This is a genomic window from Leclercia sp. S52 (genome assembly GCF_039727615.1).
Classification (GTDB): Bacteria; Pseudomonadota; Gammaproteobacteria; order Enterobacterales; family Enterobacteriaceae; genus Enterobacter; species Enterobacter adecarboxylatus_B.
On sequence record NZ_CP152474.1, the window covers coordinates 693,318 to 708,570 of the forward strand.

Annotated in this window: 12 protein-coding genes, 2 pseudogenes and 1 other annotated feature; of the genes and pseudogenes, 8 read left to right on the forward strand and 6 right to left on the reverse strand. The window is 57.4% G+C overall.

Annotated elements, in window-relative coordinates; all coding sequences use genetic code 11:
- Positions 1-112: 112 nt before the first annotated feature.
- The 5 genes and pseudogenes from thrL to AAHB66_RS03365 all read left to right on the forward strand — a co-directional run bounded on the left by thrL (position 113) and on the right by AAHB66_RS03365 (position 5,518).
- Positions 113-181, forward strand: coding sequence for a thr operon leader peptide (gene thrL, locus AAHB66_RS03345; protein WP_103181027.1), 69 nt, complete (start codon positions 113-115; stop codon positions 179-181).
- Positions 120-237, forward strand: a sequence feature (Thr leader region). Its footprint overlaps the gene before it by 62 nt.
- Before the next feature lie 25 nt (positions 238-262).
- Positions 263-2,726, forward strand: a pseudogene (gene thrA, locus AAHB66_RS03350) (bifunctional aspartate kinase/homoserine dehydrogenase I).
- Between the two features lies 1 nt (position 2,727).
- On the forward strand, positions 2,728-3,657 hold the full coding sequence (gene thrB / locus AAHB66_RS03355) for a homoserine kinase (RefSeq protein WP_106994171.1): 930 nt from the start codon (positions 2,728-2,730) through the stop codon (positions 3,655-3,657).
- A 3-nt stretch (positions 3,658-3,660) separates the two neighbouring features.
- On the forward strand, positions 3,661-4,947 hold the full coding sequence (gene thrC / locus AAHB66_RS03360) for a threonine synthase (RefSeq protein ID WP_347115213.1): 1,287 nt from the start codon (positions 3,661-3,663) through the stop codon (positions 4,945-4,947).
- 283 nt (positions 4,948-5,230) lie between these two features.
- Entirely contained in the window at positions 5,231-5,518 is a 288-nt protein-coding gene (locus AAHB66_RS03365; protein WP_347115214.1) for a DUF2502 domain-containing protein, read from the forward strand.
- A 30-nt stretch (positions 5,519-5,548) separates the two neighbouring features.
- Here AAHB66_RS03365 and yaaA read toward each other — a convergent pair whose 3' ends face one another.
- Positions 5,549-6,322 carry a peroxide stress protein YaaA gene (gene yaaA, locus AAHB66_RS03370; protein ID WP_347115215.1) on the reverse strand — a complete coding sequence of 258 codons (774 nt, stop codon included), beginning with the start codon at positions 6,320-6,322 and terminating at the stop codon, positions 5,549-5,551.
- Positions 6,323-6,388: 66 nt separating this feature from the next.
- Positions 6,389-7,819, reverse strand: coding sequence for a sodium:alanine symporter family protein (locus tag AAHB66_RS03375; protein ID WP_347115216.1), 1,431 nt, complete (start codon positions 7,817-7,819; stop codon positions 6,389-6,391).
- A gap of 261 nt (positions 7,820-8,080) precedes the next feature.
- On the opposite strand from AAHB66_RS03375, the gene tal reads away from it, so the two are divergent.
- The 3 genes from tal to AAHB66_RS03390 all read left to right on the forward strand — a co-directional run bounded on the left by tal (position 8,081) and on the right by AAHB66_RS03390 (position 11,146).
- Positions 8,081-9,034 (forward strand): transaldolase, encoded by a 954-nt coding sequence (tal, locus tag AAHB66_RS03380; RefSeq protein ID WP_142488176.1) that lies wholly within the window; start codon positions 8,081-8,083, stop codon positions 9,032-9,034.
- Positions 9,035-9,145: 111 nt separating this feature from the next.
- Positions 9,146-9,733, forward strand: a complete 588-nt coding sequence (gene mog, locus AAHB66_RS03385; RefSeq protein ID WP_307762446.1) for a molybdopterin adenylyltransferase — start codon at positions 9,146-9,148, stop codon at positions 9,731-9,733.
- Between the two features lie 123 nt (positions 9,734-9,856).
- Entirely contained in the window at positions 9,857-11,146 is a 1,290-nt protein-coding gene (locus AAHB66_RS03390; RefSeq protein ID WP_347115217.1) for an MFS transporter, read from the forward strand.
- 33 nt (positions 11,147-11,179) lie between these two features.
- On the opposite strand, the gene AAHB66_RS03395 is transcribed toward AAHB66_RS03390, so the two are convergent.
- The 4 genes and pseudogenes from AAHB66_RS03395 to satP form a co-directional block, all read right to left on the reverse strand.
- Positions 11,180-12,316, reverse strand: coding sequence for an ABC transporter substrate-binding protein (locus AAHB66_RS03395; RefSeq protein WP_347115218.1), 1,137 nt, complete (start codon positions 12,314-12,316; stop codon positions 11,180-11,182).
- 18 nt (positions 12,317-12,334) lie between these two features.
- Positions 12,335-13,111: an ABC transporter ATP-binding protein gene (locus tag AAHB66_RS03400; RefSeq protein WP_347116413.1), complete on the reverse strand. Its 777-nt coding sequence runs from the start codon at positions 13,109-13,111 to the stop codon at positions 12,335-12,337.
- A 6-nt stretch (positions 13,112-13,117) separates the two neighbouring features.
- A pseudogene (locus AAHB66_RS03405) lies at positions 13,118-14,182 on the reverse strand (iron ABC transporter permease); the annotation flags it as partial.
- A gap of 252 nt (positions 14,183-14,434) precedes the next feature.
- Positions 14,435-15,004: an acetate uptake transporter gene (gene satP / locus AAHB66_RS03410; RefSeq protein ID WP_166181566.1), complete on the reverse strand. Its 570-nt coding sequence runs from the start codon at positions 15,002-15,004 to the stop codon at positions 14,435-14,437.
- Positions 15,005-15,253 lie beyond the last annotated feature (249 nt).

Genomic DNA, 15,253 nt, shown 5'->3' on the forward strand with positions numbered 1-15,253 from the left:
AGGGTCGGGAAAGGCGCTTAAATCAGAAATTCGTTGACTTAGCGGCACGTATGCTTTAACCAATAGAGTCAGACAGCACAGACAGATAATAATGACAGAGTACACAACATCCATGAAACGCATCAGCATCACCACCATTACCACAACCATCATCATTACCACAGGTAACGGTGCGGGCTGACGCGTACAGGAAAGAAAGAAAAAAGCCCGCACCTGAACAGTGCGGGCTTTTTTTTCGGCTAAAGATCACGAGGTAACAACCATGCGAGTGTTGAAGTTCGGCGGTACATCAGTGGCAAATGCAGAACGATTTCTGCGTGTTGCCGACATCCTGGAGAGCAATGCCAGGCAGGGGCAGGTGGCGACGGTACTCTCTGCCCCGGCTAAAATTACCAACCACCTGGTGGCGATGATTGAAAAAACCATCGGGGGGGCAGGATGCACTGGTGAACATCAGCGACGCAGAGCAGATCTTTGCCAACCTGCTGCAGGGCCTGGCGGATGCCCAACCCGGCTTTCCGCATGCCCAGCTGAAAGCCTTTGTTGAGCAAGAATTTGCCCAGATTAAACACGTTCTGCATGGTATCAGCCTGTTGGGGCAGTGCCCGGACAGCATTAACGCGGCGCTGATCTGCCGCGGTGAAAAACTCTCTATCGCCATTATGGCGGGCCTGCTGGAAGCGCGTGGTCATAACGTCACCGTGATCGACCCGGTTGAAAAATTGCTCGCTGTTGGCCATTACCTCGAATCTACCGTAGATATTGCCGAATCTACCCGTCGCATTGCGGCAGGCAAAATTCCTGCTGACCATATGATCCTGATGGCGGGCTTCACCGCCGGGAATGAAAAAGGGGAGCTGGTGGTGCTGGGCCGTAACGGCTCCGACTACTCTGCCGCCGTGCTGGCTGCCTGTCTGCGCGCCGACTGTTGCGAAATCTGGACCGACGTCGACGGTGTTTATACCTGCGACCCGCGCCAGGTGCCTGATGCCCGCCTGCTGAAGTCGATGTCGTATCAGGAGGCGATGGAGCTCTCCTACTTCGGCGCCAAAGTGCTTCACCCTCGCACCATTGCCCCTATCGCCCAGTTCCAGATCCCATGCCTGATTAAAAATACCGGCAATCCGCAGGCGCCAGGCACGCTGATTGGCGCCAGCAATGACGAAGACGGCCTGCCGGTTAAGGGCATCTCTAACCTTAACAACATGGCGATGTTCAACGTCTCCGGCCCGGGCATGAAGGGCATGGTGGGGATGGCGGCACGCGTCTTCGCCGCGATGTCGCGTAACGGCATCTCGGTGGTGCTGATCACCCAGTCCTCTTCCGAATACAGCATCAGCTTCTGCGTGCCGCAGGTGGACTGCCTGCGTGCCCGCCGGGCGCTGGAGGAGGAGTTCTACCTCGAGCTGAAAGAAGAGCTGCTGGAGCCGATGGCCATTCAGGAGCATCTGGCGATCATCTCTGTGGTCGGGGACGGCATGCGCACCCTGCGCGGTATCTCGGCGAAATTCTTTGCGGCGCTGGCGCGGGCGAACATCAACATTGTCGCCATTGCCCAGGGCTCTTCCGAGCGCTCCATCTCCGTGGTGGTGAATAACGACGATGCCACCACCGGCGTGCGCGTCACCCATCAGATGCTGTTCAACACCGATCAGGTGATCGAAGTGTTCTTGATTGGCGTCGGCGGCGTGGGCGGCGCGTTACTGGAGCAGCTTAAGCGTCAGCAGGAGTGGCTCAAGAAGAAGCATATCGATCTGCGCATCTGCGGCATCGCGAATTCAAAAGCGCTGTTGACCAATGTTCACGGGCTGAACCTGGAGAACTGGCAGGCAGAGCTGGCGGAGGCGAAAGAGCCATTTAATCTGGGCCGCCTGATCCGCCTGGTGAAAGAGTACCATCTGCTGAACCCGGTGATCGTCGACTGTACGTCGCACCAGGCGGTAGCCGATCAGTATGCCGACTTCCTGCGTGAAGGCTTCCACGTGGTGACGCCGAATAAAAAGGCCAACACTTCTTCGCTGGATTACTACCATCAGATGCGCCACGCGGCGGCGAAATCCCGCCGTAAGTTCCTCTACGACACCAACGTTGGGGCGGGGCTGCCGGTTATTGAAAACCTGCAAAACCTGCTCAATGCCGGTGATGAACTGCAGCGTTTCTCCGGCATCCTGTCGGGCTCGCTCTCCTTTATTTTTGGCAAGCTGGACGAAGGCATGAGCCTGTCGGAAGCGACCAAAGTAGCGCGCGAGCTGGGCTACACCGAGCCGGATCCGCGTGACGACCTCTCCGGCACCGACGTGGCGCGCAAGCTGCTGATCCTCGCCCGTGAAACGGGGCGTGAGCTGGAGCTGTCGGATATCGTGATTGAACCGGTACTGCCAGAAAGCTTTGACGACGCCGGCGACGTGGCGACCTTTATGGCGAATCTGCCACAGCTGGACGATGCCTTCGCGGCGCGCGTTGCAAAAGCCCGTGATGAAGGGAAGGTATTGCGCTATGTTGGCAATATCGAAGAAGACGGCGTCTGCCGGGTGAAGATGGCGGCGGTAGACGGTAACGATCCGCTGTTTAAAGTGAAAAATGGCGAAAACGCCCTCGCGTTTTACAGCCACTATTATCAGCCACTGCCGTTGGTCCTTCGCGGCTATGGCGCAGGGAACGATGTGACGGCGGCGGGCGTGTTTGCCGATCTGCTGCGTACCCTGTCATGGAAGTTAGGAGTTTAACATGGTCAAAGTTTATGCCCCGGCTTCCAGCGCCAATATGAGCGTCGGGTTTGATGTGCTGGGCGCGGCGGTGACGCCGGTAGATGGTTCATCGCTGGGGGATACTGTCACGGTAGAGGCCGCGGACAGTTTCAGTCTGAGCAACGTCGGACGTTTCGCCAGCAAGCTGCCGACCGATCCGCGTGAGAATATCGTTTATCAGTGCTGGGAGCGTTTTTGTCAGGAGATCGGCAAAAACGTGCCGGTTGCCATGACCCTGGAAAAAAGCATGCCGATTGGCTCCGGGCTGGGCTCCAGCGCCTGTTCGGTCGTGGCCGCGCTGGTGGCGATGAACGAGCACTGCGGCAAGCCGCTGAACAACACCCGCCTGCTGGCCCTGATGGGCGAGCTGGAAGGGCGCATCTCCGGCAGTATTCATTACGATAACGTCGCCCCTTGTTTCCTGGGCGGCATGCAGTTGATGATCGAAGAGAACGGCATCATCAGCCAGCAGGTGCCAGGCTTTGACGAGTGGCTGTGGGTGCTGGCTTACCCGGGCATTAAAGTATCGACCGCCGAAGCGCGCGCCATTCTGCCGGCGCAGTACCGTCGTCAGGACTGCATTGCGCACGGTCGTCATCTGGCGGGCTTTATTCATGCCTGCTATACCCGTCAGCCGCTGCTGGCGGCAAAACTGATGAAAGATGTTATTGCCGAGCCATACCGCACCAGGCTGCTGCCGGGCTTCAACGAAGCGCGCAGCGCGGCGCTGGATATCGGCGCTCTGGCCTGCGGTATCTCCGGTTCCGGTCCGACCCTGTTTGCCCTGTGCGACAAGCCGGATACGGCGCAGCGGGTCGCGGAGTGGCTGGGGAAAAATTACCTGCAAAATCAGGAAGGCTTTGTTCATATTTGCCGTCTGGATACGGCCGGCGCACGCGTACTGGGATAAACAATGAAACTCTACAATCTTAAAGATCATAACGAGCAGGTGAGCTTTGCACAGGCCGTCACGCAGGGCCTGGGCAAAAATCAGGGGCTGTTCTTCCCGCACGATCTGCCGGAATTTGGTCTGACCGAAATCGACGAGATGCTGAAACAGGATTTCGTCACCCGCAGCACCAAAATCCTCTCCGCCTTTATCGGGGATGAGATCCCGCAGGAGCTGCTGGAAGAGCGCGTTCGCGCGGCCTTCGCTTTCCCGGCACCGGTAAGCCAGGTCGAGCCGGACGTCGGCTGTCTGGAGCTGTTCCACGGCCCGACGCTGGCGTTTAAAGATTTCGGCGGGCGCTTTATGGCGCAGATGCTGACCCATATCAGCGGCGATAAGCCGGTCACCATCCTGACCGCCACCTCCGGCGATACCGGTGCGGCAGTGGCGCATGCCTTCTACGGCCTGAAAAACGTGCGCGTGGTGATCCTCTATCCGCAGGGCAAAATCAGCCCGCTGCAGGAAAAACTGTTCTGCACGCTGGGCGGCAACATTGAAACCGTCGCTATCGACGGGGACTTCGATGCCTGCCAGGCGCTGGTTAAGCAGGCCTTCGACGACGAAGAGCTGAAGGTGGCGCTGGGTCTGAACTCCGCGAACTCCATCAACATCAGCCGTCTGCTGGCGCAGATTTGCTACTACTTCGAAGCGGTTGCTCAGCTGCCGCAGGAAGCGCGTAACCAGCTGGTGATCTCGGTGCCGAGCGGCAACTTTGGCGATCTGACTGCCGGCCTGCTGGCGAAGTCGCTGGGTCTGCCGGTGAAACGCTTTATCGCTGCCACCAACGCCAACGATACGGTGCCGCGTTTCCTGAAAGAGGGCAAGTGGACGCCAAACACCACGCAGGCCACCCTGTCCAATGCGATGGATGTGTCACAGCCTAACAACTGGCCGCGTGTGGAAGAGCTGTTCCGCCGTAAAATCTGGCGTCTCAACGAGCTGGGCTATGCTGCGGTGACGGACGACACCACCAAAGAGACCATGCGTGAGCTGAAGCAGGTGGGCTACACCTCTGAGCCACACGCGGCGGTGGCGTATCGCGCCCTGCGCGATCAGCTTAACCCGGGCGAGTACGGCCTGTTCCTCGGCACCGCCCATCCGGCGAAGTTTAAAGAGAGCGTGGACGAGATCCTCGGTGAGTCGCTTCCATTGCCGAAAGAACTGGCCGAGCGTGCGGATCTGCCGCTGCTGTCGCACAGCCTGCCAGCCGATTTTGCCGAGCTGCGTAAGCTGATGATGACCCGCGGGTAAGCCTGTTTGCCCGGTGGCGCTACGCTTACCGGGCCTACGCAAATCATCTGTAGGCCAGGTAAGGCGAAGCCGCCACCCGGCATAAATCCAGCCCGGGTGCGCGCCATCGCCACCCGGCTTTTTTTATGGAGAAATTAAGGAGAAAAATAGCAGGAAAAAAGCAGAAATTCCCAATAAATGCGGTCACTTACAGAATAGGATTGCAGAGAATAACATCCTCCCCGTCCCTCACGTAATCTCCTCACATCGGCCCACAACGGGCAAGAGCAAGAAGGAGTACCCTATGTCTAAACTTAAACCTGTGCTTATCGCACTTTCGCTGATGCTGGTGGCTCCGATGGCGGTTCAGGCCTCTGAAATCACCCTGGTACCGGCGGTCAAACTGCAAATTGGCGATCAGGACAAGCAAGGACACTACTGGGATGGCGGCCGCTGGCGCGACCATGACTGGTGGAAGTCTCACTATGAGTGGCGTGACAATCGCTGGCATCCGCATGGCGAGCATCATGATAATCGCCACGACGACCGTCATGACGATCACCGTCCTGGACCGGACCGGAAGCACCATTAAAATCACCCCGCCAACCGGCGGGGTTTTGCGTTACTGCTCGTGGCGTTTAAACACCAGCTCACCTTTCCCTGACGCTTCCTCGTCAAAGAAATAGCCTTCGCTGTTGAATGCCTTCAGCTGCTCTGGCTGCGTCAGACGGTTTTCGATGATGTAGCGGCTCATCAGCCCGCGCGCTTTTTTGGCGTAGAAGCTGATCACTTTGAACTTGCCGTTCTTCTCATCGAGGAACACCGGCTTCACGATCTCCGCGTTCAGTTTTTTCGGTTTCACCGATTTGTAGTATTCATCCGACGCCAGGTTGATCAGGATAGTGTCGCCCTGCGCCTTCAGTGCATCGTTCAGCTTATCGGTGATGGTCTCGCCCCAGAACTGATACAGATCTTTGCCTCTCGTGTTCTCAAGACGGATCCCCATCTCCAGACGGTAAGGTTGCATCAGATCCAGCGGGCGCAGCACGCCATAAAGACCGGAGAGCATGCGCAAATGCTGCTGGGCAAAATCAAAGTCAGCTTCGCTGAGGGTTTCTGCCTGCAGGCCGGTATAAACGTCGCCTTTGAAGGCCAGAATTGCCTGACGAGCGTTGTCCGGGGTGAAATCCGGCTGCCAGTCGTGGAAGCGGGTGGCATTGAGATCCGCCAGCTTGTCGCTGATGCTCATCAGGCTGGCAATTTGCGGCGCCGAAAGCTTGCGCGCTTCGCGGATCAGCTGTTGCGAATGATCCAGCAGTTCAGGCTGGGTATAACGCTCGGTGGCGAGTGGGCTCTGGTAGTCGAGCGTTTTAGCAGGTGAAATCAGAATCAGCATATCCAGTCCTTGCAGGAGATTTGGTGCGATTTTAACAAAAAAACCGCCTCGATTGATCGATGACTGTTATTGACGCGGCAAATCATCCCATGCGCCGGGAGCAAGCTGTTGTTCTATTTCGGGATAGCGCGAGACATCAAAAACAGGCTGGACGCCCAGTCTTCGCTGACGCAGGTAATCCCGGGCAATCAGGGTGACCACCGGCGAAAGCAGCAGGATCGCCGTCAGGTTAGTGATCGCCATCAGCGCCATAATAATATCCGCCAGCTGCCAGACCAGCGGCAGGCTTAACAGGGAGCCGAGCAGCACCATCAGCACCACGCCACCCCGTAACAGCCAGCGGGATTTCCGGGCATCGGGGTGCAAGAAGATCAGATTGTTTTCGGCATAGATGTAGTTCACCACGATGGAGCTGAAGGCGAACAAAAGGATAATAAAAGCCACGAAATCGGCACCCCAGCTCCCGGTCAGATTGACCAGCGCCTGCTGCACCAGCTGCACGCCTGCTGTATTGTCCGGGAGATCCACCGGGCCTGCCAGCAGCACGATCATTGCGCTGGCAGTGCAGATAACGATGGTATCAACGAAGACGCCAATCATCTGCACAATCCCCTGGGAGGCCGGGTGAGGAGGCCAGGAGGCAGCCGCCGCGGCGGCATTGGGGGTTGACCCCATGCCCGCTTCGTTGGAAAACATACCGCGCTGAAAACCGGCCGTCAGGGCCTGGCTCAGGGTATAGCCCAGCGCACCGGCGGCGGCTTCGCGCCAGCCAAACGCGCTTTTTACGATCAGGCTAAAGACCGCCGGTAGCTGGTCGGCATGCCAGGCGCAGACCACCATGCTGGCGATAACCCACAGCAGCGCCATCACCGGCACCATCCACTGCATCAGCCGGGCGACGCCTTTCATGCCGGTCACGATCACCGCCAGGGTGAAGAACGCCATCACCCCGCCGGTGACGATTTCCGGGCAGTTGAAGGCGAAACGCAGGGCGTGGGCAACAGAGTGGGCCTGCACGGTATTAAAGATCAGACCGTAGGCGATAAGTAAAAAGAGAGAAAACAGCACGCCCATCCAGCGCATACCGAGGCCGCGGGCCATGTACCAGGCCGGGCCACCGCGAAACTGTCCCTGCTTATCCGCTTCCTTATACAGCTGGGCCAGCGAGCATTCGGCAAAGGAGGTCGCCATGCCGATGATGGCGGTCATCCACATCCAGAAGATGGCCCCCGGGCCGCCCGCCGAGATCGCCAGCGCTACCCCGGCTAAATTACCGCTGCCAACCCGGGCCGCCAGGCTGGTGCAAAGCGCCTGAAACGAGGTTAAACCTCCCGGCTGGGGGCTGAGGCTATTTTTCAGATTAGTGCGCAGTTGGGGAATGGCGCGAAACTGAATAAAACCGCAGCGAAAAGTGAACCAGATCCCTGCCGCAAACAGCAGGTAAATCATGACCGAACCCCACAAAATTTCATTAATAAACGACAGGTAATCAGGCATTAACGTCCCTCTTGTTGATGCCAAAGTGCATAGGTAATCGCTACTAATGAGTGAGTAAACAGGTAATTAGCAGTCAGTAATTTTGTCGAGTTTATCACAGGATCCTTCAGCGCATTGTCTGCGGTTGCGCTGACCTTCCGTCGTGTTATCATCAGGGCAGACCGGTTACATCCCCCTAACAAGTAAACCTGTCATTTTTCCGTTTCTGGCGCTCCGCTGGTAACGCGAATTATCCAGGGCAAGTTAAAGAGAAACACTATCATGACGGATAAATTAACCTCCCTTCGTCAGTTCACGACTGTTGTCGCTGACACCGGAGATATCGCGGCAATGAAGTTGTACCAGCCGCAGGATGCCACAACGAACCCTTCTCTGATCCTTAACGCTGCACAGATCCCTGAATACCGCAAACTGATCGACGACGCCGTTGCCTGGGCGAAAAGCCAGAGCAGCGATCGCGCACAGCAGGTTGTGGATGCTACCGACAAACTGGCGGTAAACATCGGTCTGGAGATCCTGAAGCTGGTTCCGGGCCGTATCTCTACCGAAGTGGATGCGCGTCTGTCCTACGACACCGAAGCGTCCATCGCTAAAGCCAAACGCCTGATCAAACTGTACAACGATGCTGGCATCAGCAACGACCGTATCCTGATCAAACTGGCTTCCACCTGGCAGGGCATCCGCGCTGCAGAACAGCTGGAAAAAGAAGGCATCAACTGTAACCTGACCCTGCTGTTCTCCTTCGCTCAGGCGCGTGCCTGTGCAGAAGCGGGCGTGTTCCTGATCTCTCCATTCGTGGGCCGTATTCTTGACTGGTACAAATCCAATACCGACAAGAAAGAGTACGCGGCGTCTGAAGATCCGGGCGTGGTTTCCGTTACCGAGATTTACGAGTACTACAAACAGCACGGCTATGAAACCGTGGTGATGGGCGCGAGCTTCCGTAACGTGGGCGAAATCCTGGAACTGGCTGGCTGTGACCGCCTGACCATCGCACCTGCTCTGCTGAAAGAGCTGGCAGAAAGCGAAGGCGCGATTGAGCGTAAGCTGAGCTTCAGCGGCGAAGTGAAAGCCCGTCCTGAGCGCATCACTGAGTCCGAGTTCCTGTGGCAGCACAACCAGGATCCAATGGCCGTAGACAAACTGGCGGACGGTATCCGTAAGTTTGCTATCGACCAGGAAAAACTGGAAAAAATGATCGGCGAACTGCTGTAATCATTCCTGCGTGACCGGGCTCCCGGTCACGCTACTTCTCTTGTTCCCTGTCTGAATCCCCCCCTCTGCGTGTATCATTCCCTCAATCTGTATTGTTTGAATGGAATAGATATGAATACCTTACGCATTGGCTTAGTTTCCGTCTCAGATCGCGCCTCCAGCGGTGTCTATGAAGATAAAGGCATTCCCGCGCTGGAAGCCTGGCTGGCTTCTGCCCTGACCACCCCTTTTGAAGTGCAAACCCGCTTGATCCCGGATGAACAGGCGATCATCGAGCAAACCTTGTGTGAACTGGTTGATGAGATGAGCTGCCATCTGGTGCTGACTACGGGCGGCACAGGGCCGGCGCGTCGTGACGTGACGCCGGATGCCACCCTCGCCGTTGCCGATCGTGAAATGCCGGGCTTTGGCGAGCAGATGCGTCAGATCAGCCTGCACTTTGTGCCGACGGCGATCCTCTCCCGCCAGGTGGGCGTGATCCGCAAACAGGCCCTGATCCTCAACTTACCGGGCCAGCCGAAGTCGATTAAAGAGACCCTGGAAGGGGTGAAAGAGGCCGACGGTAAGGTGGTAGTGGCGGGTATCTTCGCCAGTGTACCTTATTGTGTACAGCTCCTTGAGGGGCCTTACGTTGAGACCGACCCGCAGGTGGTAGCAGCTTTTCGCCCGAAAAGCGCGAGACGTGAAACAATCTCCTGAAATTAACAATAATGTGACATAAGCTGTAACGACGGTAGCGTGCTAATTGATTTACGGTATAGTAATTTTTTCTTTACGATCGCTGTAAATATTACTCAACAATTCAGCCCATAATGGTTCGCTATGTCACATTACAACCGGCCTCTCAATCGTCAGGATTATAAGACTCTCACGCTGGCCGCGCTCGGCGGCGCTCTTGAGTTTTATGACTTCATCATTTTCGTCTTTTTCGCGGCGGTCGTCGGGGCGCTGTTCTTCCCGGCAGATATCCCCGAATGGCTGCGTCAGGTGCAGACCTTTGGCATTTTTGCCGCCGGGTATCTGGCGCGCCCGCTGGGCGGCATCGTGATGGCCCACTTCGGCGATCTGGTGGGACGCAAAAAGATGTTTACCCTCAGCATCCTGCTGATGGCCGTCCCGACCCTCGCTATCGGCCTGCTGCCTACCTATGCCTCGATGGGCATTATCGCGCCGGTGTTGCTGCTGCTGATGCGGATCCTGCAGGGGGCGGCGATTGGCGGTGAAGTGCCCGGCGCCTGGGTCTTTGTGGCGGAGCATGTTCCGGCCCGGCGGATCGGCATTGCCTGCGGTACGCTGACCGCAGGGCTGACGGTGGGCATTCTGCTGGGCTCGGTGGTGGCGACGCTGGTGAATACCAGCATGACCCAACAGGCGGTGCACGACTGGGGCTGGCGTATTCCGTTCCTGCTGGGCGGTGCCTTTGGTCTGGTGGCGATGTATCTGCGCCGCTGGCTGCAGGAGACGCCGGTCTTCCTCGAGATGCAGCAGCGCAAGGCGCTGGCGCAGGAGCTGCCGGTCAAAGCGGTGGTGGTGCGGCACAGGAAAGCGGTGGTGGTGTCGATGCTGCTCACCTGGCTGCTGTCGGCGGGCATTGTGGTGGTGATCCTGATGTCGCCGGTCTGGCTGCAAAAACAGTACGGCTTTGCCCCGGCGGTAACGCTGCAGGCCAACAGTATCGCGACCATCATGCTGTGCTTCGGCTGTCTGATTGCCGGACTGGCGGTGGATCGTATCGGTTCCAGTCTGACCTTTATCATCGGTAGCCTGCTGCTGGCTGCATCAAGCTGGGCATTTTATCATCTGGCGGGCAGCCATCCTGAGCAGCTGTTCCTGCTGTACGGCGTGGTCGGGCTGTGCGTCGGCGTGGTGGGGGCCGTGCCTTACGTCATGGTGCGCGCCTTCCCGCCGGAAGTGCGCTTCACCGGGATCTCCTTCTCGTATAACGTCTCGTACGCCATCTTCGGCGGGCTGACGCCGATTGCCGTTACCCTGCTGATGGGGGTGTCACCAATGGCTCCCGCGTGGTACGTGCTGGCGCTCTCGCTGATGGGGCTGGCGTTAGGTATCTGGCTGCGTCAGAAGCCTGTAGAAGCACCGGCCCTCGCCGGATAATGACAAGGCCGGGCAATGTGCCCGGCCTTTTCGTTAGTGCGAAGGGGTAAAGCTCAGGATGATGTTGTCATCCGGAATGTGGGTAAAGTCTTTGATAATGGCGTGGTAGTCCGCCAGCGGATCCATATCCTTAAATAGCGTCGGGTAGAAAATTTTGCTCAGCGTCTCAATGGCGACGATGTTGTACGGGTTGTTATAGAAGTGGTGATACAGCGCCCCGGTATGGCCTTGCGCGACCGCCGGAATGCTGGCAACGCCCTGACGCGTCAGCAGGGCGTTAAAGGCTGCGCTGACATCGCCTGCCGGGACGTTATAGCCAAACGGGATGATCGCCGTACCTTTGCCCGGACGTTTTGATCCGGTCATCAGGTAGTAATCCGGGTTCAGGGAGATAATCTTCTCCACCGCGATATTCCCGGTTGCCCCCGGCAGCAGCTGTGAGCCGATGTTGGTCCCGCCTGCGGCTTCGACCAGCCCGCCCCAGCCGTTACGCGCATGGGTAAAGCAGCAGCCGTTATCCAGCCCGCCGACACCGGCAATGGGTTCGATAAAGACAAGCGGTTTTTTGCTGGCCGTTGCCAGACGCTGGTGGATCGTATCCAGACGCTGCTGATAGAAATCAATATAGGCCTGCGCACGGTCGGTCTGGCCCATCACCTTACCCAGCAGGGCGATGCTTGGCAGGGTGTTCTCCACCGGATGCAGCTCATAGTCAACGAACACCACCGGAATGTGCAGGGCTTCCAGCTTAGCCAGCACGCCGGTTTGAACAAGCGACGGTTTAGCGCGAAGCTGAGCAATCATCAGGTCGGGCTGGCGGGAGATCACCGTTTCGAGATCGACATTGCCCTGGTCAGAAAACTTCATGTCGAGGATCTTTTCCGCTTCCGGCCATTTACGCTTCAGGACGTTCCAGGTTTCGGTGTCCTGCTTTTTCGGCAGGTTGTTCCACGCCACCACTTTGGCAAAAGGATTATCGCGCTCCAGCAGGGCCAGGGCGAAGATGTCGCGCCCGTCCTGCAGAATGATGCGTTGCGGTTCATGTTCAACGGTAACCGTGCGGTTATCCAGATCGTTAACCGTCACCGGCCAGCTCTGCGCCTGGGCGAGTAAAGGTGAAAGTAACAGTGCCAGGCCGCCTGCGGCGGCAATGAGTTTTTTCAGCGTCATGTTTTCCCCGTCTTCTTCTTATGGCGTTAACCCGTCGACCACCACGTGCGGCAGTCCACGGGAACAGTATTCAACCCGGCCATCCACGCCGTACACCGTCGCCAGATTGGCAGGGGTGACAACCTCACCCGGCAGGCCGCTGGCAATCAGTTCGCCGCCTTTCAGCATCAGAGCAAAATTCGCATGGCGCAGGGCAATGTTAATGTCGTGGATCACCACGACGGTGACGATATTGCGCAGCCGCGTTTCGCGAGCAACGATATCCATTACATGGAACTGGTAGTTGAGGTCGAGGGCGCTTAAGGGTTCATCCAGCAACAGCAGATCCGGTTCGCGGATGAGTGACTGGGCAAGGCCAATCAGCTGTTTTTGCCCGCCGGAGAGCTGATCGAGAAAGCTCATCGCCAGATGGGCGACGCCCAGTTTCTCCAGGATGGAATACGCTTCCTGCTCGACATTAAAACCTGAAGGGCTGCCGCTGGCCCGGCGGGCGACGATGACCGACTCCAGCGCATGCAGATGCACCCCCTGCGGCAGGGATTGCGGCAGATAAACCACTTTTTGCGCCCGCTTTGCCGCAGGCTGGGTCATCAGATCTTCGCCGTTGAGCTGCAACTCTCCCTGAGCGGGGTTAAGGTCAGCCAGGGCGCGCAGCAGAGTGGATTTGCCCGAACCGTTCGGCCCCAGCAGGGCAGTGATCTGTCCGCGGGGGAGCAGGGGAGTGCTCAGCCCACTGATAATCTTTTTCTTGCGATAGCCGGTGTGCAGATCGCAGACGCGCAGGCCGTCGGTCATACGTTCCCCCCGGTTGCGAATAATAATGCTAAGAAAGAACGGCACGCCCACCAGTGAGGTGACAATGCCCACGGGAATAATGACGCCGGGAACGATGTTCTTGGAAAATACCGAGGCCAGCGAGAGCACCAGCGCGCCAATCAGCATGCTACCGGGGAGATAAAACCGGTGATCTTCGCCAAACATCATGCGCGAGATATGCGGCGCCACCAGGCCGATAAAGCCGACCGGGCCGACAAAGGCGACCGTCAGGGCCGAGATGATACTGATGCGTAACAGCGTCGCCAGGCGCAGCTTTTTCACGTTGATGCCAAAGCTGACGGCACGATCTTCACCCAGCCGCAGCGCCGTCAGTTTCCAGGCGTTCTTCAACGACAGCGGCACGATAATCAGCAGCGCTACGGCCAGGATCGCCAGCTTATCCCACGAGGCTCTCGCCAGGCTGCCCATGGTCCAGAAGACCAGCCCCTGCAGGGTATCTTCGCTGGCAACGAACTGCAGGATGGAAATCAGCGCGTTAAAGGTAAAGACCAGGGCGATACCAAACAGCACCACGCCGGAGGTCGCCACGCGAGTCCAGCGGCTGATGCCGTCCAGAATAAAGCAGGCCAGCAGGGCAAAGACAAAGGCATTTGCCGGAATGATCCACTTATCGGCAATGCCGGGAATGCCTAAGCCGAGCACAATCGCCAGCGCGGCACCAAAGGAGGCGGCAGAAGACACGCCCAGCGTAAACGGGCTGGCGAGCGGGTTGTTGAGGATTGTCTGCATCTCGGCCCCGGCCAGCCCCAGCGCCATACCGACGGCGACGGCCATCAGGGCGAACGGTAGCCGCAACTCCCAGACGATGACTCGCGTCCCGGCGTCGGCCGCGGCGGAGTTGATTAAGGTGTGCCAGAGGGTGGAAATGGAGATGCCTGACGGGCCGAGCGTGAAGTCGAGGATCAGGGAGCAAATAATAAAGAAGAACAGCACCCCTGCCAGGGCAAAGCGCCGGGCGAGAACCTTACGGTAATGGGACGCGATAATGGATTCGCCAGTTTGTTCGCTGGCGGCAAGGCTGGAATTCATCAGTTAACCTTATGCAACACAACAGAATCGTTTCATCCCTTTGCGTTCCATGTCGGGTACTACCTGATATCCATTATCCGGGATGCGCCGGGTCACACTAATCGCAATGATAATGCTTATCAATTGAATGAGGTGATTATTGTCATCCCGTTTATTAATCGTTTCTGTTGTGGCTGAAAATTGACCGGGTTTAAACGAGAAGGGGCATTCGCAGGGAGGCGATTCGTGCCCGCAGGGCGGGCACGAAGGGGATTAGTGTTTTTCACCAATCGGCAGAACGGTGCGACCGAACTGCTCGTTCAGCACTTCACCCATCGCCAGGTAGATGGCGCTGGCGCCGCAGACCAGGCCAATCCAGCCCGCCACGTGAATAATGGACTCGCCGTTATCCACCAGGTGGCCCACACACAGCAGGGCGAATAGCACGGTCAGGCTCAGGAACACGAACTGCAGCGCACGGTTACCCACCAGAGTGCCGAAGAACATGAACAGCGTGAAGACGCCCCAAAGGCCCAGATAGACGCCCAGGAACTGTGGGTTCGCCGCTTCGGTCAGACCCATTTTCGGCATCAGCAGAATGGCGACCAGAGTCAGCCAGAAAGAGCCGTAAGAGGTGAATGCGGTTAAACCGAAGGTATTGCCTTTCTTATATTCCAGCAGGCCCGCGAAGATCTGTGCGATACCGCCGTAAAAAATGCCCATCGCCAGGATAATGCCGTCCATCGGGAACATCCCGATATTGTGCAGGTTCAGCAGAATGGTGGTCATGCCAAAACCCATCAGGCCCAGCGGAGCCGGATTAGCCAACTTAGTGTTGCCCATAAGTCCTCAAAAAAATCATCATTAATATGGTGAAATGGTGAATCCCACGCCAATTCTCCCTGGCGGGGCGCGGCATCATAATGGGCGCCATCAACGCCGTCTATGATCTAATCAGGGTGAAATTAAAAATTTTTTTATCCTTCCCCCCTTGATGGATGCCGTTGCGACCCCATCTTGTAGTCAACCGCAGTGTGTGGACCTGAAAAAATTCAAATCTGGACAGTTGAAAAAGTACCTTCTGCCCTTATT